Consider the following 20693-nt stretch of genomic DNA (forward strand, 5'->3'; position numbering starts at 1 on the left):
CTTGGCTATAATGCCAAGTCTTTAAGAATAATGCTCAAATGCACAACAGGTTATATGCTAATTGGTATAATTACTATTGACAATAATATAACCTAAAATTTACAATGCATGCATTGCTTTTTTGTTATATTTGATACAAATGTTTTTATTATGAATAAAGTTGTTTTTATAGAAGGTACTAGAACTCCATTTTTGCGTTCTGGTACAGATTATATGGATTTAATGTCTTATCAATTAGGTCAGTTTGCCATTAAAGGTTTATTAGACAGAACTGGTATTGATGTAGATATGATTGATAGAGTAATATATGGTAATGTTATCTCTAATGTTAAAACAGAAAATGTAGCTAGAGAAGCTGCTGTTACTGCTGGAGTTCCTGTTAAAGCTCCTTGTAATACAGTTAAACAAGCATGTATTTCTGCTAATCAAGCTATTGCTAATGCAGTCGATTCTATTCAACTAGGTCGCTCTGAAGTAATTATTGCTGGTGGAACAGATTGTACTTCAGATACGCCAATTGGCTATTCTAAAGATATGCGTAAAAAGCTATTTCAAGCTCAAAAATTAAAAACGCCAATGGAGTATGCTAAATTTGCTACTACCTTGCGTCCAAATGATTTTCTTCCAGACAGACCAGCTGTTCAAGAGTTTATTACTGGTAGAACAATGGGACAAGATTGCGAAATCTTAGCTCAAAAATTTGGCGTTACAAGAGAAGAACAAGATGAATTAGCTGCAGCTTCTCATCAAAATGCTGCTAAAGCTTTTGAAAAAGGCTTGCTTTCTGATATTGTTGAAGTGCAATTACCTCCAAAATTTAAAGCTATTGATAGAGACAATGGTGTAAGAGGTGATTCTACTGTAGAAAAAATGGCTAAACTAAAGCCAGCTTTCGATAAATTCGTAGGAACAATTACTGCTGCTAATGCATCTTTCTTAACAGATGGTGCTTCTGCTGTCTTATTAACTTCAGAAGACAAAGCAAAAGAAATGGGTTTAACACCTAAAGCAGAAATAGTAGATTACGAATTCAGTGGTCAAGATTTATATGAAGAATTATTACTAGGTCCTGCTTATGCTATTGCTAGATTATTAAAAAAACACAATCTTACTATTGCTGATATTGATGTATTTGAAATTCACGAAGCATTTGCTGGTCAAGTTTTAGCTAATCTTAAAGCATTAGAGTCTGATGAATGGTGTCAAAAACACATTGGTTTAGATAAAGCTGTAGGTAAAGTACCTAAAAACAAATTAAATACTTGGGGTGGTTCTTTAGCTATTGGTCATCCATTTGGTGCTACTGGTGGTAGATTATTAACTATGGCTGCAAATCGTTTACAAGTAGATGGCGGAAAATATGCTATTTTAGCGGCTTGTGCTGCTGGTGCTCATGGTCATGCAATGTTGATTAAAAAATATGAAACAACAGAGCAAAAAGTTAAAAAGAGTGCTAAAAAAGCATTAGATACTATTGAAAATGCAATAGAAGATGTAAAAGAAAAGTTAGATTAAAATCCGTCGTGTATTTGGGCGTAGAATAAAGAGAAAATCGTCATTCTCAACTTGTTCCGTACTTCGGAAGGGAATCTTTTTTACGATTTTCACGACAGACTTAGATTAATTATCATAAAAATAAATAGAAATGGCTATTAATAGAGCAGATTACATTGAAATAGAAAAACACGATAATGGTGTTTGTACAATTTGGATGGATCAAAAAAAAGAAAAAATTAATAAAATTGGTCCAGATTTAATTGGCTTGTTTGAAGAAGTTTTTGGCGAATTAGATCAAGATGACAGCATTAAAGCATATGTTATTGCTAGTAAAAAGAAAGACTTTATTGCTGGTGCTGATATTGATGCTTTTGCTAAGGTAAAACAAAAAGGCGATTGGACTCCAATTGCTGAAAAAGGTCATGAAATTTTGTTTAAAATTGAGCAATCTAAAAAACCAATTGTAGCTGCTATTCATGGTAATTGTTTAGGTGCTGGTTTAGAAATAGCTTTGGCTTGTCATGCAAGAGTTTGCTCCGATGATAAATCAACTAAAATGGCGCTACCTGAAGTTAAATTAGGTTTATTGCCTGGTGGTGGTGGAACTCAAAGATTACCACGATTAGTTGGCTTACAAGCTGCTTTAGATATGATGCTGACTGGTAAAAATGTATTTGCAAAACCTGCGTTAAAAATGCAACTAGTCGATAGAGTAATCAATAAGTATGCATTGCACAAAGCTGCACAAAAAATGGCTTTAGATTTAGTGAGTAAACCAATTAAAAGAGAAAGAAATAAAATTGATACGAGTTTATTAAAAGCTGGCTTTCCAAAAATTCAGCAAACGCTAATGAATTTAACTTTGGAAGCTCCTTTAGTAAACAAAATTGTATTCGATCAAGCAAAAAAAATGGTCGATAAACAAACTCATGGCAATTATCCTGCTCCTTATAAAATTTTAGAATGTGTGGAAGTTGGTTGGAACAAAGGCGAAAAAGCGGGTTATGCCAAAGAAGTAGAAAATTTTGAAGCACTAATTCTTTCTCCAGAATCTCGTCAGTTGATTAATATTTTCTTTGCGATGACAGACAAGAAGAAAAATCCGTACGATGCCAAATTGATTAAAAAAGTAGAGCGATTAGGTATGATTGGTGCTGGATTTATGGGTGCTGGTATTGCAGAAGTTTCTATGAATGATGGTATTCATGTTTTATTGAAAGACATTAATCAAGATATGATTAACAGTGCTTTCCAAACTATTTATGACGATAACAACAAGCGAGTTAAGAAAAAAGCAATGACTGCTGTAGAATTAGAAGAAAAAATGGCATTGCTTTCTGGTAGTTTAAATTACGAAGATTTAGACAATCAAGATATTATTATAGAAGCAGTTTTCGAAGATTTAAAACTCAAGCAAAACATCTTAGCTGATGTAGAGAAAAACGCAAAAGCAAATACTATTTTTGCATCTAATACCTCTGCATTACCAATAAAACATATTGCAGCAAAAGCAAAAAATCCAGAATTAGTAATAGGTATGCACTACTTTTCGCCAGTGCCTAAAATGCCTTTGTTAGAAATTGTAAAAACAGACCAAACTGCCGATTGGGTTATTGCTTCTTGCTACGAAGTTGGTGTTCGCCAAGGCAAAACAGTTATTGTTGTTGGCGATGGTCCAGGATTTTATACTACAAGAATTCTTGCTCCATTAATGAATGAAGCACAGTTAATGTTAGATGAAGGTGGCGATATTTTACAAATAGATAAAGAAATGAATTTATTTGGATATCCAGTTGGACCAATTACTTTGGCTGATGAAGTTGGAATTGATGTTGGTGCTCATATTATGAGTGGCGAATTAATGGACGAGCTATTAGCTACTAGACCTAATTTTACGGTAAGTAAAACTTTGTTAGAAATTTCTAAAGCAGGATACAAAGGCAGAAAAAATAAAAAAGGATTTTACAAATACGATGAGAATGGCAGAAAAGTAAAAGGCGAAGTAGATGCTCAGATTTATAGCTTTTATGGTGGCAACAGTCGTAAAAAAATGGAGGCAACAGATATTCATTTACGATGTGCTTTTGCTATGGTAAATGAAGCAGCTTATTGTTTACAAGAAGGTATTATCCAAAATCCATTAGATGGTGATATTGGTGCAGTGTTTGGTTTAGGATTTCCACCATTTAGAGGTGGACCTTTTAGATATATTGATACTTTAGGAGCTCAAACTGCTGTTGATATTTTGGCAGATTTAGAACAAAGATTTGGTGCAAGATTTGAAGCAGCACAAATTTTAAAAGATTATGCTAAAACCAATAAAAAATTTTATTAAGTAATAAAAACATTGTCAAAGTTGAACAATAATCTACTGGTCGTGTGTCTTCACCGACAAGTTTTTTTTATATTGTGCAGCTAGATATTGTGTGCTGTTAGAAGTTTCCTTCCAACATTCTTGATAGAAAACTTCCAACAATACGAAAAGTATTTCACAAACCAATAATAAGAAGATAATGATTTTCAATAACTTAGTTTTAATATTTTAAGCAGTATAATTTTTGTGAATTTTCATAGCATTTTTCACATTAAATTCATTATTTTTAAGCTTTAAACTACTACTATTAATGAACGCTATACCAAATGAAAAAGAGTTATATATTACACCAAACACTAAGTACTTTAAAGAAAAAGAAGCATTCAATGCAGAAATAGCTAAAGATTTTATTAAATATGTAAATGAAGTAACTAAAAAAGGAAACAAATGTTTAGTCGGTTTAGCTCATGGTCAATCTCCTGCCGGCGCTTATGAATATATATTAAAAAATTATTCTTTAATAAAATATCCAGAAAGAGTGGTTTATACATTTACCAACTCTCGTTTGCGTTCTCAAAGAAATTTAGAAGGCGTTACAGATAGTAGACCTTTTATTATTTCTTTATTGAAAAAAGGATATATATCTAAAGAACAAATAATTGGTGGTGGATTTAAAAGAGATGAAGATATAGAGTCGTATACTATTGGTTACAATAAAAAACTGCAAAAATTCTTAGACGAAAACAATAAAGATGGCTACGATTTTGTTTTTATGGCATCTGATCCTATAGGAAGAGTTGCAGCAATCACCAGAAAATCTACTGCATTTACATCATCAGAAATAATGACAGTAGTAAACGACAGAACAGAAAAAGAAGTAACGGCTACACCTTATTTTATTCTTAAATCGAAAAAAATTGCTTTTTTAGCAACTAAAGCAGACAAAAGGCGAGCTTTGGCTTGGTTATACTCTAGAGTGGGAAAAGACAATGAAAGTCCGAGTTTTATTAGACATATTCCTGATATACAAGACAGATTAACTGTTTATATAGATGATAAAGCACTCACTTGGCCACAAGTAGAAATCGTAAGAAAATCAAAATATGGCGATAGTGTTATTCGCTTAGATGTTGCCAAACCTTATAATGAAAATGCAAAAAACAAATTGCCAGTAATTATTTTAATTCATGGTTTTTTAGGATTGAATTCTTTTGATGGTTTGCTAACTACAATTCCTACTTCAAAATATATAGCAGCAGCCATGCACTATGGTTCTATTCCAAACGATTTACCACCAGCAGAATACTCAGAACATGTTGCAGCAAACATAGATACTGTTGTAGGATATTTTGGTGCAAAAGGACATCCAGTGTATATTTTTGATCACTCTATGGGAAATACCTATTTCTTATTAATTGATAAATATTTACATCAATATAAAAATTATAAAAAATATGTTAAAGGAAGAATAGGTGCCAATCCTTTTTTTGGAGATGAAGCCAAACATGCACTTAAAGGTTTTTTAGATTATGTAATTCTACCATCATTAACAATCAGTAAAAACTTTGTAGAGTTGCCTTTCTTTGTTTTAACAAGAGAAACCATTCCTATTGATACTAAACATGGTGTAAGAAACAAAGGCATTTTTCTTACTAAACGACTCATTACCAATGATACTAAAGTAAGCGACAGAATTTGGACAGCCATAAAAAGAAGAATTTTAGATGTAATGTCTGGCATTGATTCATTTCCTGCATTAAATAGAATTCCAATAGAGAATGCATTAAATAAAATTCCTGCAAAAATATTTGCAATTCAAATATACTCATGTCTTATAAGTTCAAAACAGTTTGATAAACAACAAGGGTTAAATCAAACAGCAAAAGCAGGAATTCCTGTATTGATTATTAAAAGCAGGCATGATGGCATTGCTAAGTTTGTTCCAAGATTATATCAAAGTAAAAATGTTACAATAGTAGATGTAACAGACGAACATGAAGATGATTTTTTCAGAGAACATTTATATCATATGAAACAGCCAATGGCTACTACAAAAATGATAGAAGATTTTATTAAGCTTGTAGAAATGAACGAACAATAGTGTAATATAATTAATAATAATAAATAAATATTTAATTTATATTTTAATAACTTTAGTTGTTAATTGTTTTAAGTCAACAATTTGTACTTCATTGATGCTATGAATCGTCAAGTATTGGTTGTTAAATTGATTGCTAATAAAATTTACAGTAGATAGATATAAGCTAGGTAAATCAATTTTCTCTAGCGTATTGGTATTGATTAAAAAATGATGTGTTTCTTTTGGTATATAAATAAAAGGATAGTCATTGCTTTGTCCTTCATAAGCAGATAGATTAAAATTGATACACTGCCAATTGTCAAAATATTTTTGAGTAACATCAGTATTGTTTAAAGTGAGTGTTACTTCATATAACATTCTGCCATTGTTAGGTTCTACAATATGAGTACACCGTAGCAATAAAATACCTTGTGCTGTTTTAAATTGAAATTGTGGATGCATTTTATTACAAAATTAGTGATAACAATCCTAGCTATGGCAAGTACGGTATTTTGAAACCGAATCTTTGTCCGCTAGACCGAATTTTATTTAGTTGTAATATCTTCATTATTAAGCAGTCATCCCACATTTGCTATAGTCGATGTGTTTGTTGCACAACTAAGGTAGGATTAGTTTTTGATATGAACAAATGTTTATAGTAAAAATATTTTATATTGTATATTATTTGTATTCTTGTACATGCAAGGTCGTAAACAATTTCAAGCTAAACTATTTGTAAGTGCATCACTTCAAAGCTTAGTGCCAGAAAACAACTACTATTCCAGCTCAATAGTGCATTAGATTTACATTTAACTTATCGGTCGGTATCCTTATCGACAGAAATTAAGAAACAAGAGTTGTATATTTGAACTATAATGAGTAAAAAGAAATTAGTAGTATTAACTGGTGCTGGAATAAGTGCAGAGAGTGGTATTAAAACATTTAGAGATAGTGATGGTTTATGGGAAAATCATGCAATAGAAGAGGTAGCTACTTACGATGCTTGGCAACGCAATAAACAATTAGTACTTGATTTTTACAATGCAAGAAGACGACAATTACTAGAATGCAGACCAAATGATGCTCATTTAAATTTGGCTGATTTAGAACAATATTTTGAGGTAGAAATTATAACGCAAAATGTAGATGATTTACACGAAAGAGCAGGAAGTAAAAAGGTATTACACTTACATGGCGAATTATTAAAAGTAAGAAGCGAGTTTGATGATTCTTTAATTTACGAATGGAAAAAGGATTTATTGTTTACTGATAAATGTGAAAAAGGATATGCTCTGCGACCACATATTGTTTGGTTTGGTGAGCAAGTTCCTATGATAGAAACAGCAGCAACAATTTGTAGTAAAGCAGACATTTTTGTAGTAATTGGAACATCATTAGTCGTATATCCAGCTGCAGGTTTGGTTAATTATTGCGATTTTACCGTTCCAAAATTTGTTATTGATCCAAACAGACCTAGCATAGCAAAGTCAAACAATATTCACTTTATAGAAGACAAAGCAAGTGTAGGCACAGCAAAACTAAAAAAAATATTATTAAATGAATACTTGTAGAATTTTTTCTAGTGCTGTCGGAAGTTTCCTTCCGACATTTTTTTTAAAAAAATAAAAAATAGCTATGATTAATGAAAATATAAACCCATTTACAACTTTAGATACCACTACAATTTACGATAATAATTGGATAAGTGTTAAGCACAGCAATATTATTACACCAGCTAATACAAAAGGTATTTATGGCACAGTGCATTTTAAAAATTATGCCATAGGCATTGTGCCTATTGATGAAAATGGAAATACTTATTTGGTAGGTCAATATCGTTATGCATTGAATGAGTATAGTTGGGAAATTCCAGAAGGTGGTGGAAAACTCAATGATGATATATTAGTTTCTGCTCAAAGAGAATTGCAAGAAGAAGTTGGTTTGATTGCAAAAAATTGGAGAGAAATAGCACGATTAAATACATCTAACTCTGTTACAGATGAGTTGGGAATTATTTTTGTAGCAACTAATTTAACGCAAACAGAAGCTCAACCAGAAGATACCGAAGAATTACAAATCAAAAAAATACCATTAACAGCAGCATTTGAAATGGCAATGAACGGACAAATAAAAGATGCCATTACGCTTATTGCATTAATGAAACTTAAGCTATTAATAGATACTAATCAATTGATATTTTAAATAATTGACATATTGAGCGAAACACAGTGTAGCGAAATATCTCCTTGCAGGAGTCTGCAAGCCATTATGTAGCGACTACAACACTATATGCAGTATAGCTATAGGCAATATAAAGAGAGAAGACATAATTTATTATTTAGATTTTTTATACAATTATTTGTAAATAAAAAATGATTTCCTATCTTGTTATTGCAAAAACCTACTGCTATATGTGAAAATATTACAGTAAATTGATGAGGTAATATAGTAGTCACCGTCAATACTAAAAGACAACGACAGTGAACAAAATGAACGACAGAAATAAAATGCTAACCGCACATTTAGGCATATTTGATTGCCTAATACACAGGCGACAGTTCCGTAAGCAAAAAAATCTGAATTTTTGCCAACGCACAGAAAGTAATTTTATATGGTAAACATTTCTCAAATACTAAACATATTAAATATTTCTCCAAGTGTTGACTTGTTGCGTTTGCGAAACAAAGAAATAATTATTGAATTTCTTGTACAGGCGTTTTTAAACCAACAAGGAACTATATCAGAAGAAAAAATCATAACCCAACTTGCAGATTTCTTAGACTCCAGAAAAATTGAAAAGGACGAAGAAAGTGATATTGAGGTATTTGACTCTTACGAAATAAAAGCCAAAAAGTACATTCAACTTTGGACAAACAAAGGTTTCTTAACCAATTATCCTGATGAACAAGGCGAAGTGTTTTATGAACTATCTGCACATTCAAGCAAAGTAATAGATTGGTTAGCGAGTTTGAAAAAAGAAGAATTTGTTGGTACAGAATCAAAATTCAATAACATTTTAAATCAATTGAAAGAGTTAGTTGAATTTACCAACGAAGATACCGAGAAACGCATTCAGTTGTTGGAAGAAAAGAAATTGGAAATTGAACAACAAATTCAAAGAATAAAAATCGGAGAAGATGTGAAAGTGTTTGAAGAATATGAAATTGTACCACGTTTTAATCAACTCAATCAATCTGCCAAAGAATTATTATCCGACTTTAAAGAAGTTGAAGATAATTTCAAAGAGATAACCAAAAGTATTTATCAAAAACACGCTGACGGTAGTTTGACTAAAAGTGATATTTTGGAATTTACATTTGATGCTCTTGATGAATTGAAAGACAGTCAACAAGGAAAAAGTTTTTACGCTTTTTGGTTGTTTATTCTTAATCCTAATTTGCAAAATAAATGGGAAAGTCTTACCAAAGAATTGTATCAAACTTTGGAAGAAAAAGCTATTCCTGTAAACGATTCGTTTCTGAAAGGAATGAAAAACCACTTGTACAATTCGGGGCGAAAAGTTTATAAAGCCAACGATAAAATGGCTGAAAAATTAAGCCGTATCATTCGTGAAAGCGAGAGTTCTAAATCGGAAGCAACGAAAAAAATTATTCAAGAAATAAAGAAACAGCTTGTAGAAATTAGCAAGACACGGAAGAAGCCAGAAATTTCATTTGAGTTAGAAACAAAAATTGAAATCAATATTCCATTTGAACGAAAATTGACAACCGAACAAAGCGAAGAAGTTATTTACACCAACAAACCAAAAATTGCAGACGAAGACATTACTTCTTCCAATCATTTAGGAAAGTTATTTTCTCAATCCAACATTGACAAAGAATTATTGCGGAAAAGAATTAAAGATATTCTGAAAGAGAAATCTCAAACAACACTTTTAGATGTGGTTGAAAATTATGGCGGACTTGAAAAAGGGTTGCCCGAATTGTTTGGATATATTGGCGTTGTGAATGAATTTAAACACATTATCATTCCTGACAAAACACAGAATATCGTTTTTGATTCTGAAAATAGAAAGCAAATCAAAATTCCCGAAATTATTTTGACCAAATGAGTAGCTTGGAAAAAAATATAAAACCATACAGCAAAGCAATAGTAAGATTGCTTAAATCAACTGTAGAACGAAACTCAAATGTGTGGGAAGATGTAATCAATTATCAAAACGAAATTCAAGAATACATTAGTCAAATTGGCTTGGAATTAATCGTAAAGAAAGATGAAGGGTTTGCTTTTGTAAAACAATTTGAAGATAATGAAGGCAATACGCTTGGTTTGGTTCAAAGACGACAAATCGGTTTTGAAACCTCAATTGTATTGGTGGTTTTAAGACAAAGTTTAGAAGAATTTGACAGCAACCCTACACAATTAGCAACAGAAAAATTTATTACTGATTCTGAAATAAAAGATGAATTAGAATTGTTTTTGCCTGAAAAATTCAATAGAGTAAAGTTTATCAAAGACTTGAATAAATACATCTCTGATGCAGAAAAATTGGGCTATTTGAAAGAAATAAGCAAAAAAGACAACGAAACAAAATATCAGATACACCGCATTATCAAAGAAAAAATCACGCTGGATATATTACAGGATTTTCAAAATAAACTGAAAGAATATGTCAAATCAGTATAGCATTTATGCCACAAGTTCTGACAAAGCAGGTTTCAGACTTCAATATATGGAAGTTTACAACTGGGGAACTTTTGATGAGAAAGTTTTTAGAATAAATCCGAAAGGAAATAATTCTCTTTTAACTGGTGCAAACGCATCGGGAAAAAGCACCTACATTGATGCTTTGCTGACTTTGATTGTTCCTGCAAAGAAAGACCGTTTTTACAATCAATCATCAGGTGTTGAGAAAAAAGGTGATCGCACCGAAGAAACTTATGTGTTAGGGCATTACGGCAACATTCAAGAAGAAGGAAAAACATCTGCTTCTACTCAAAAGTTGCGTAATACAAATACTTATTCCGTAATCCTTGCCCATTTTGAAAATACAGATACTAAAAGAATTACACTATTTCAAGTTCGTTGGTTTTCAAACAACGAATTAAGGCGACAATTCGGAATTGCTTTCGTTCCATTAGAAATTGAAAAAGATTTCAGCCAGTTTGACGGAAAAGGAACTTGGAAAAAAAGATTGGACAAAACATACAATTCAAACGCAACTAAAAAGAAAATTGAATTTATAGACGGACCAACAGCTTATGCAGAACGAATGTCAAATCTATTCGGTATGCGTTCTATAAAGGCCTTGAGCTTATTCAACCAAGTTGTTGGCGTGAAAGTGCTGGAAGATTTAGACGAGTTTATCAGAACAAATATGTTGGAGGAGCAAGATGCAGAATTAGAATTTATCCAACTTAAAGAAAGTTTTTTGACTTTAATGGACGCTAAAACCAACATTGAAAAAGCCAAGGAGCAAATCAAACAATTAACACCAATCAATGAAATTGCGATAACACTAACCAACATCAAAGCAGATTTATACCGATTAGAAAAATCAAAAGAAACGGCTGTTTATTGGTTTGCAAAGAAAGGTGTTGAGTTAGGCGAAAAGGAATTGGAGAATTGTAAGCAAGAATTGAAACGATTGAATGATGAATTAGGCGGATTGCGAGATAAGGAAGAGAAACTAAAACAAGAGGAAAGAACGATTTCAATATCTATTGAAAAAGATGAAGTTGGAAGTAAAATCAATGAATTAGAAAAAGAAATCAAACAACTTGACAGAAGCAAGGAATTAAGAAGTAGCAAGCTTGACGAATACAACAAGGTTGCTCAAAACATTGAACTGAATACCCACCCAAGTGAAGAAACTTTTAGTGCCAATAGAGAAAAAGCAAAGCAGTTAAAACAAAGCACACAACAAAAAATTGATGATGAAAGTGAAAATCTTCGTGCTTTGAAGAATAATGCAGATGATTTGGAGAAATCGACCAACGAATTGGTAATAACCATTCAAACACTTCAAAAGAACAAAAACAATATTGCTGGGCGTGAAGCCGAAATCCGAGATGAAATTATTGCACACATTGGAGCAGGCCACGAAGAAATTCCTTTTATAGGCGAACTCATCAAAGTAAAAGAAGATGAATTGGCATGGGAATCTTCAATCGAAAAAGTATTGCACAATTTTGCTTTGCGATTGATTGTTCCGCCAAAGTATTATACACAAGTAAACCAATATGTGAACAGTAATAATTTGAGAGGCAGAATTCGTTATGATAAATATGAAGAGCAAGATTATCTTAAAAACCTACGACACAAGGAAATCAACGAAAAATCTTTAATCAATAAAATTGATATAAAACCAAAAACACAATACAACGAATGGATTGAAGACTATTTAGAAAATCAATTTGATTTTGTTTGCGTGGATAATCTTGCCGAATTTGAACGCCATTCTGAAATGGCACTTACCCAAAGTGGTTTAATAAAATTCAAAAGAGGAAAACACGAAAAAGACGACCGTCCACACATTACCAGAAAAGAAAACTATGTTTTAGGTTGGGACAACAAAGAGAAAATTGCGGTATTAAAGAAGGAATTGACCAATCTGCAAAACCAGCAAACTGAAAATAAAAAAGCAATAACAAGTAAAAATGATGAAATAAAAAAATTAGGAACATTCAAAGATGAATGCCATAACTTGTTTTCAAAATTTGAAAAATACGATGATATAAATTGGCAGACATATGCCCAAGAAATTCATGAAAAAGAAAAATTGAAAGCAGACTTAGAAAAAACCAATGACCGAGTAAAAATGTTGCAAGAGCAATTAGAAAAGGTTCAAAAAGATTTAAAACAGCTTTTGGAAGTTGATATTAAGAATAAAGACAGAGAATTTTTTCAAACCGAAGAAAGACAAAAAAGTATTGGCAAAACAATATCGGATAACAAATCAATTAGTGATCCTTTGGGAAATATTGATATTTCTGCATTTGAAACGCAAAATCCAAATTTGTTGAACATTAGATACTCAAATTTTGAAACAAGTCGTAAAAATTTCCAAGACGAAAATTCAAAGGAGACAAAAAAACTTGAAGAACAAAAAGGAGAAAACGAGAATGAAGTAAGAATTAAAATAAACGCTTTTAAACAGCCGTCAGAAGAAATTTTAGGCAAATTTAAAGATTGGCGTTCCGATGTTAATTCGCTTCCTGATTCAACACATTTGGAATTAATCAGTGAATATCAAAGCTTTTTGAACAAATTAAAACAAGACAATCTTCCGAAATTTGATAAAAAATTCAACGATTATCTTCAAGAAACCATTACCAACAAAGTTGGTGATTTTAGGATGTTCTTTGAAAACTGGTCGGATTCAATCAAAGAAAACATCAGACATTTGAATGATTCTTTGAAAGAAATAGATTTTAAAAGCAATCCTAAAACATACATTCAACTTGTTGCACCCAATAAAATTAATGATGAAGTAAAAGAGTTTAGAAAACTATTGGACGAAGCTGTTCCCAATGTTTATCAAATGGAAAAAACAATTGAAGGAAGAGAATATCACTTTAATAATCATATTCATCCATTTATAGAAAAGTTGGACAAAGAAGAATGGCGTAAAAAAGTAATGGATGTTCGTTTTTGGTTTAGCTACAAAGCCGAAGAGTTTTACAAAGAAACTAATAAAAAATTCAAGACCTACGAAGCAATGGGGCAACTTTCTGGTGGAGAAAAGGCACAACTTACCTATACGATTTTAGGTTCTGCAATCGCTTATCAGTTTGGTTTAACAAACGAAGGTTTACAAACGAACTCTTTCCGATTTATTGCCATTGACGAAGCCTTTAAAGCACAAGACGAAGACAAAGCACGCTACTTGATTACGCTTTGCAAACAACTTCATTTACAATTATTAGTAGTTACACCAAGTGATAATATTCACATTGTCGAGAATGATATTTCTTTTGTTCACTTTGTAGAACGCAAAGAGGAAAGACATTCTTGGCTGTACGATATGCCGATTGAGCAATTCAAAGAAGAAAAAGCGAATTATCTGAATAAATGATTACGCCAAAAGAAATAAAAGAGAAAACTGAAAGAAAGTATATTTCTTTTCTTCAATCATTGGTTAAGCAGAAATCTTTTGAAAAATTGGTTATTCGTGGCGATAAATCTTATACCAAATCATCATTACCCGAATTTGAAAAAGAAATTCAACAAATCATAAGTCAATCCAAAGAGAAAAAAGGTTTTGGCTACATTTTGGAATTTCAACAAGTAAAAACAAAATCATTAGGCACACAAGATTTGCCTATTGCAATTTACTTTGATGCTGAAATAGATTTTTTGAGATTTTTAGGTAAAGAAAAAGAAGTAGATTTATTCAAATCAAGCGTTGAGAAAATCACTAATGAATTTCCCGAATTAAAGGAATGGATAATCAAAAACCCGAAAAAGGTTATTGACAATGCAAATGAATGGGAAAACATTTTGAAAGTGTGTAAATACTTTAAACAAAATCCTAAACCAAACTTATACATAAGAGAATTACCAATAAAAGCTCACACAAAATTCGTTGAAAGAAATCAAAGCGTAATTAAAGATTTGCTTGACATTCTTATTTCAGAACACATCAATACAGATGAAAAGCAGTTTGAGAAAAGATTTAACTTAAAATACGCTGAACCTCAAATTAGGTTTAAAGTTCTTGACAAGGAAATCAGTCAAAAATTCTTTTCAGGACTTGATGATATTGCAATTACTATAAGCCAATTTGAAGAACTTAATTTGCCAATAAATAGAGCAATCGTTTTTGAGAATAAAACAACTTTTTATACAGCACTGACACTTCCTAAAATGAATAAGACTATTGCTATTTTTGGAAGTGGTTTTAGTGTTCACAATCTTAAAAATGTTCGTTGGTTTGACAATCTTGAATTGCTTTATTGGGGTGACATTGATGTACAAGGTTTTGAAATTTTGTCGCAATTCAGAAATTATTTTTTACAGACAAAAAGTGTTTTAATGGACAAACAAACCTTTGACAAGTTTTTTGAAGACGATAATGGAACACCTACAAATATTTCAACAAACCTTAATTTAACAGACAAAGAACAAGAGCTTTACGACATTTTGAAAACAAATAATTGGAGACTTGAACAAGAGAAAATTTCATTAGAATATGTAAATAAATACCTTGAAAATGAATAAGCCAACCCTTCACGATTAACATACATTGCCAAGCCGCTCAAGTCAATACGAAAACCAAAACTTATTTTACATTGATTGTTAGTTTTTTGCATTAAGTTATTTAACTTGAGTTATGGATTAGAATAGTTTGAATAAACTAGCAATTATTAGAAAAAGAGCGTATTTGCAAGCAGATGAAAGTAGCGAAGTAATCTACTTTATAGCAGTTCATGGTTTGAGATTGCCTGTCTCTACCTGTCGGCAGACATCGTACCGACAGGTAGACCACAATTTTGTTCCTACTTCTCAAAATTTCGCAATGAAGATAGGAGAACTTTTAATCTAATTCTCTTTTGGCTGAAATTAATCCTTTTAAATTATTGATGTTTTCTAATAACTTTTTAAGTTGGTCGTTATTGCGAACAAAAACTTCTATATATCCTTCAAACACGCCATCTTTAGATTCTAAAAATATAGACTTCATATTGAGTTTCATGTTTTGCGAAATAACTCGTGTTAGCTTTGCAATAACACCCATATTATCTAAACCTGTAACATTAATCTTTGTGAGAAATGGTGCTTCTTTTACTTTCCAACGCGTATTTACAATTCTGTTAGCATGACGAGATGCTAAGTTGATTAAGTTATTACAGCTTGTTCTGTGTACTTTTATAACACCATCTATTGTTAAGAAACCAGAAACATCATCACCTGGAATTGGATTGCAGCAATTGGCGTATTCAAACGGAATTCTTTGATTGTCGTTATCATAAATAACTAGCTCTAAGTTTTTTGCTTTGTCTTGCTGTTCTTTGTATTCGTCAACTTCGGCTCTTTGTAGTTTTTCTTTTCTTACTGATTTTGGTTTTGCGACTTCTAATACACCACCATTATTTGGAACATCTGAAATATTATTTAAAAATTTATCATCTGTTCCAACTAGATAATATAAATCTAATGGTGAGTGTACTTTATAAAATTGTACGAGTGCTTGTATATTCTCGTCAGTTTGGTTGATTTTTTGTTTCTTCAACTTACGATATAAAATTTCTTTTCCATCTTCTGCAATTCTTCGTTTCTCTTCTTTTAAAGCATCTTTAATTTTATTTTTTGCTTTAGAAGTTCCTACAAACTTCAACCAGTCTTCGTTGGCAATTGTTTTTTTGGAAGTAATAATTTCAACTTGGTCGCCATTATTCAACACATAACTAATTGGTACTAGTTTATTGTTGACTTTAGCTCCGATTGTAGTATTCCCAACATTAGTATGAATATCATAAGCAAAATCTAAAGCTGTAGCACCAATAGGTAGTAAACGCATCTCTCCTTTTGGTGTAAATACATAAATTTCTTTGTGATATAATTCTAATTTAAAATCATTTACAAAGTCTAAAGGATTTTCGTTGGAGTTTTTAATTAACTCTCTTACTTGTAGCAACCACTTTTCTGTTGCTTCTTCATACACATTGGTATTAACAACTGTAGTTTTTCCTTCTTTATAATTAAAGTGAGCAGCCAAACCTTTTTCAGCAACTTCGTCCATTCTTTCTGTACGAATTTGAATTTCCACCCAACGACCTTTTGGTCCCATTACCGTTGTATGCAAAGACTCATATCCATTGCTTTTTGGTTTTGATATGTTGTTACGAAATCGTTTGTCGTTGGCAGTATATTTATTAGTTACAATAGAAAATGCTTTAAAACTTTCACTTAATTCGTCTTCTTTATTAGGAACATCAAGGACAATTCTAATAGCAAATTTGTCGTATACATCATCAAAGTCTACTCCTTTTTTCTTCATTTTATTCCAAATAGAAGAAATGGATTTAGGTCGCCCAAAGACTCTCGCCTTCAATCCAGCTTTTTCTAATTCATCAGCAATTGGTTTAATAAAGTCGTTGATGTATTTGTTGCGTTCTCTTTTGGTATCTTCCAACAATTTAGCAATTTCTTTATATTTTTCTGGTTCAAGATATTTCATTGCTAAATCTTCTAACTCACCTTTAATATTATACAAACCCAAACGATGTGCTAATGGTGCGTACAAATAGAGTGTTTCAGATGCTGTTTTAATTTGATTTTTCTTTGAAACACCTTCTAGTGTTCGCATATTGTGTAATCTGTCAGCAATTTTTATAAGGATTACTCTAATATCATCAGAAAGTGTAATGAGTATTTTTCTATAATTTTCTGCTTGTGATGATAGTGTTTGATGCGAAATTTGGTCAATTTTAGTTAATCCATCTATAATTTTTGCAATGGTTTCGCCAAACTCTCTTTTAATTTGGTCTAGCGTTACATCAGTATCTTCAACAGTATCGTGTAGTAAAGCACAAATAACAGCATTGGTATCTAAGCCAATATCTTCTGCTACAATTTTAGCGACAGCAATTGGATGATGTATGTATGGTTCACCAGATTTTCTTCTTTGAGTTTTATGTGCTTCTACAGCCATTTCAAATGCATGACGAATGCGTTTATCATCGCCTTTTTGCATGCGAGGTCGTGCTAGTCGTAGCAACTGTCTATAATCTTTAATGATTTCTTTTCTTTCTTTTTCTTCGTCAATTACCAGCATACATTAAAGATAAAAAAAGCTACCCAAAAGGTAGCTTAAACAATATTAAGTTACTTTTTCTTTTTTTCGTACTGTTCGTTCATACCATTTATTATATCTTCTGTAATATCATAATTAGTATCTGTATACAATAAATTGGGCGATTCTTTAGTAAAAGGCAAAATATAAGCGTACTTATTATCTGCATTATATTCCTTTAAATAGTCAATAATACTTTGCATCAACTCTTTATTAAATGCATCTGTTTTTTTAACTAGTTTTTCTGTCAAATTTTGTGCTTTTTGTTCTAAAGCTTGTTGTTTTTTCATCATGGTTTCCTGAGCTTTATAATAATCTTCCTCAGTCATGGTGTTTAATTTCTGCTGATAAGAGTTTGCCAAACTTTCTAAGGATTTTTGTTCTTTTTCTATAGTATAGTTAATGGCATCTTGCTCTTTCTCAATTTCTTTCTTTTTCACTTGATAATAAGTATAATTCTCTTGAAAGCTGTCTATATCAAAGTAAGCAATTATTTGTCCAGTTTGATTATTATCTGACTTAACTGTCTTTACAGTTGTAGATTTTGTTGTACTAGCATTGTTTCCTTTAAAGTGTAAAAAGAATAAAACGCCTACTAATAAAAATAAAATTGCATTGAGTATTAAAGATAAATTTTTCATGGCACAAAATTAACCATTTATTTTTATTAATTATTTAAAAAGTATTATCTTTGCACACCTTCGCGGGTGTGGTGAAATTGGTAGACACGCTAGACTTAGGATCTAGTGCTTCACGGCATGGGGGTTCGAGTCCCTCCACCCGCACACAAATTAATGTTGTTGTTGAAGTAATTACTACAGAAACAGCAACATTATTTTTTTAAAAAAATAAAAGTAATATCGTGGAAATTAAAAAAAATCAGATTGACGACTTAAATGCTACTATTAGTATTGATTTAAAACAAGCAGATTATTTAGATGCAGTAAATGCGAGCATCAAATCTTATAAAAAACAAGCACAAATAAAAGGTTTTAGAAAAGGTCATGTACCTGATGGTGTTATTAGAAAAATGTATGGTAATGCTATTTTGTTTGAAGAAATCAATAAAACACTTTCTGATGCTTTGAACAAATATATAGAAGATGAGAAATTAGAATTACTAGGCAGACCACTTCCTCAAGAAAATCAACAATTAGATTTAGATATTAAAAATCCGCAAGATTTTGAATTTATTTATGATATAGCTTTGGCTCCAAGTTTTGAATTGCCAAGCTATAATACTATAAATATAGATAAAGAAGTAGTAGACATTGACGATAAAACTCTTGATGACGAAGTAGACAAAATTGCTCAAAGATATGGTGAGTTACTACAATTACCAGAAGATGCCACTGTGGAAGATAAAGATGTGTTGACTGTTCACTTTAAAGAATTAGACGATAAAAATATAAAAGAAGACGGAGTTCAACACACAGGCGTTTTTAATTTAGAGATGTTGAAAGACGACAAAGTAAAAAAACAGTTACTTAAAGCTAAGTTGAATGATACGCTGAACATCAATATTTTTGGTGCGTTTGATAGAAGTAAAGAAGAGGTTGCTAAACACTTTTTAGGATTAGAAGATAATATTCCTAAAAATTTGTCTGATGATTTTGAAATGACCATCGAAAAAATTTCAAGAACTAAAAAAGCAGAAATTAATCAAGCTTTGTTTGATAAAGTGTATGGTCCAGAAGTTTGTAAAACCGAAGAAGAGTTCAGAAATAAAATCAAACAAGAACTAGAAGGTTATGGCAAACAACTAAGCGAAAACAAAGTTAGAAGAGCCATTTTTGATAATTTGGTTGAAAAAACTAATATTCCATTACCAGATGATTTCTTAAAAAGATTCATCAAAGTATCTAACGAAAATCCAATCAGCGATGAACAAATAGAAAAAGAATATCCAGAATTTAGCAAAGGATTAAAATGGAATTTAATCACTTCTAAAATTGCTAAAGACAACGACCTAAAAACTGATTTTGAAGATGTAAAAGCATTTTCTAGAGAGCAAGTGCGTCAGCAAATGGAAATGTACAACACTTCTGGCAACACTATTGATGACAAAACTTTAGATTTGCTCAACGACAACATGATGCAAAGAGAAGACCATGTCAAAAAGTCATACGAATCTGCAATGGAACAAAAATTGTTTAATTTTTTAGAAAGTAAAGTAACGCTAAACGATAAAAAGATTAGCTTTGATGATTTACTGAAGAACAATTAAAATTAAACAATATGAATTTTGGACAAGAATTTAAAAAGTATGCCACCAAACACAAAGGCATCAACAGTGCGTATATAGATAAATTTATAGACGCCAATGTTACCAACCTAACACCAAATATTATCGAAGAAAGACCTATGAATGTTGCTGCATTAGATGTTTTTTCTCGTTTAATGATGGACAGAATTATTTTTATGGGAACTGCCATAGATGATTATGTGGCTAACATTATTATGGCACAGTTGCTTTTCTTAGAAAGTGCTGATAACACTAGAGATGTACAAATTTACATCAACTCGCCTGGTGGAAGTGTTTACGCTGGTTTAGGTATTTACGATACCATGCAGTATATTAATCCAGATGTAGCGACAATTTGTACAGGAATGGCTGCTTCTATGGCTGCTGTGTTATTAACTGCTGGTGCAAAAGGCAAAAGAAGTGCTTTAAAACACTCTAGAGTAATGATTCATCAACCAATGGGTGGTGTACAAGGACAACAAACTGATATTGAAATATCCTATAAAGAAATTACCAAGTTAAAAAGAGAGTTGTACGAAATTATAGCGAACCATAGTGGACAAGACTATGACAAAGTAGAAAAAGACAGTGATAGAGATTACTGGATGACAGCTCCTGAAGCTAAAGAATATGGTATGATAGACGAAGTATTATTGCGAAACGAGAAGTAAGACACAGAGCGTCATTCCAAAAAAATCAAAGTAAAACGGAGAAATTTATTTGGAATCTATTTTGATAGAAGTAAAAACTTTGATTTGAATTAAGAACAAAGATTTTATAAATAACAAATTTTAAAACT

The 20693-nt window shown here is 31.4% G+C and carries 14 protein-coding genes and 1 tRNA gene; 12 read left to right on the plus strand and 3 right to left on the minus strand.

Annotated features, from left to right (window positions below; genetic code table 11):
* Window positions 1-150: 150 nt before the first annotated feature.
* The 3 genes from H6553_08630 to H6553_08640 all read left to right on the plus strand — a co-directional run bounded on the left by H6553_08630 (window position 151) and on the right by H6553_08640 (window position 5912).
* Window positions 151-1515: a thiolase family protein gene (locus H6553_08630; protein ID MCB9033888.1), complete on the plus strand. Its 1365-nt coding sequence runs from the start codon at window positions 151-153 to the stop codon at window positions 1513-1515.
* A 130-nt stretch (window positions 1516-1645) separates the two neighbouring features.
* Window positions 1646-3832, plus strand: coding sequence for an enoyl-CoA hydratase/isomerase family protein (locus tag H6553_08635; protein MCB9033889.1), 2187 nt, complete (start codon window positions 1646-1648; stop codon window positions 3830-3832).
* Between the two features lie 289 nt (window positions 3833-4121).
* Window positions 4122-5912, plus strand: a complete 1791-nt coding sequence (locus H6553_08640; protein ID MCB9033890.1) for a 6-phosphogluconolactonase — start codon at window positions 4122-4124, stop codon at window positions 5910-5912.
* Between the two features lie 36 nt (window positions 5913-5948).
* On the opposite strand, the gene H6553_08645 is transcribed toward H6553_08640, so the two are convergent.
* Window positions 5949-6353: a hypothetical protein gene (locus tag H6553_08645; GenBank protein ID MCB9033891.1), complete on the minus strand. Its 405-nt coding sequence runs from the start codon at window positions 6351-6353 to the stop codon at window positions 5949-5951.
* Window positions 6354-6766: 413 nt separating this feature from the next.
* On the opposite strand from H6553_08645, the gene H6553_08650 reads away from it, so the two are divergent.
* The 6 genes from H6553_08650 (at window position 6767) to H6553_08675 (ending at window position 15074) form a co-directional block, all read left to right on the plus strand.
* Window positions 6767-7462, plus strand: coding sequence for an NAD-dependent deacylase (locus tag H6553_08650; GenBank protein MCB9033892.1), 696 nt, complete (start codon window positions 6767-6769; stop codon window positions 7460-7462).
* A 64-nt stretch (window positions 7463-7526) separates the two neighbouring features.
* The gene (locus tag H6553_08655) at window positions 7527-8093 is read left to right on the plus strand and encodes an NUDIX hydrolase (GenBank protein MCB9033893.1); all 567 of its coding nucleotides are present in this window, start codon (window positions 7527-7529) and stop codon (window positions 8091-8093) included.
* A 409-nt stretch (window positions 8094-8502) separates the two neighbouring features.
* Window positions 8503-9963, plus strand: a complete 1461-nt coding sequence (locus H6553_08660; GenBank protein ID MCB9033894.1) for a DUF3375 domain-containing protein — start codon at window positions 8503-8505, stop codon at window positions 9961-9963.
* Window positions 9960-10538, plus strand: coding sequence for a DUF4194 domain-containing protein (locus tag H6553_08665; protein ID MCB9033895.1), 579 nt, complete (start codon window positions 9960-9962; stop codon window positions 10536-10538). Before H6553_08660 ends, H6553_08665 begins: the two co-directional genes overlap by 4 nt.
* Window positions 10522-13929, plus strand: a complete 3408-nt coding sequence (locus H6553_08670) for an AAA family ATPase (GenBank protein MCB9033896.1) — start codon at window positions 10522-10524, stop codon at window positions 13927-13929. Before H6553_08665 ends, H6553_08670 begins: the two co-directional genes overlap by 17 nt.
* Window positions 13926-15074 carry a hypothetical protein gene (locus tag H6553_08675; GenBank protein MCB9033897.1) on the plus strand — a complete coding sequence of 383 codons (1149 nt, stop codon included), beginning with the start codon at window positions 13926-13928 and terminating at the stop codon, window positions 15072-15074. The genes H6553_08670 and H6553_08675 overlap by 4 nt, the downstream gene beginning before the upstream one ends.
* A gap of 316 nt (window positions 15075-15390) precedes the next feature.
* On the opposite strand, the gene H6553_08680 is transcribed toward H6553_08675, so the two are convergent.
* Both H6553_08680 and H6553_08685 read right to left on the minus strand, forming a co-directional pair.
* The gene (locus H6553_08680; protein MCB9033898.1) at window positions 15391-17631 is read right to left on the minus strand and encodes a bifunctional (p)ppGpp synthetase/guanosine-3',5'-bis(diphosphate) 3'-pyrophosphohydrolase; all 2241 of its coding nucleotides are present in this window, start codon (window positions 17629-17631) and stop codon (window positions 15391-15393) included.
* Between the two features lie 50 nt (window positions 17632-17681).
* Window positions 17682-18290, minus strand: coding sequence for an OmpH family outer membrane protein (locus H6553_08685; protein MCB9033899.1), 609 nt, complete (start codon window positions 18288-18290; stop codon window positions 17682-17684).
* Between the two features lie 62 nt (window positions 18291-18352).
* Here H6553_08685 and H6553_08690 point away from each other — a divergent pair.
* The 3 genes from H6553_08690 to clpP all read left to right on the plus strand — a co-directional run bounded on the left by H6553_08690 (window position 18353) and on the right by clpP (window position 20565).
* A tRNA-Leu gene (locus H6553_08690) sits at window positions 18353-18434 on the plus strand.
* Window positions 18435-18511: 77 nt separating this feature from the next.
* Entirely contained in the window at window positions 18512-19876 is a 1365-nt protein-coding gene (tig, locus tag H6553_08695) for a trigger factor (GenBank protein MCB9033900.1), read from the plus strand.
* 11 nt (window positions 19877-19887) lie between these two features.
* Window positions 19888-20565 carry an ATP-dependent Clp endopeptidase proteolytic subunit ClpP gene (clpP, locus tag H6553_08700; protein MCB9033901.1) on the plus strand — a complete coding sequence of 226 codons (678 nt, stop codon included), beginning with the start codon at window positions 19888-19890 and terminating at the stop codon, window positions 20563-20565.
* The last annotated feature ends 128 nt before the right edge of the window (window positions 20566-20693 follow it).

The sequence above is a fragment of the Chitinophagales bacterium genome, assembly GCA_020636535.1.
Lineage (GTDB): Bacteria > Bacteroidota > Bacteroidia > Chitinophagales > JADIYW01 > JADJSS01.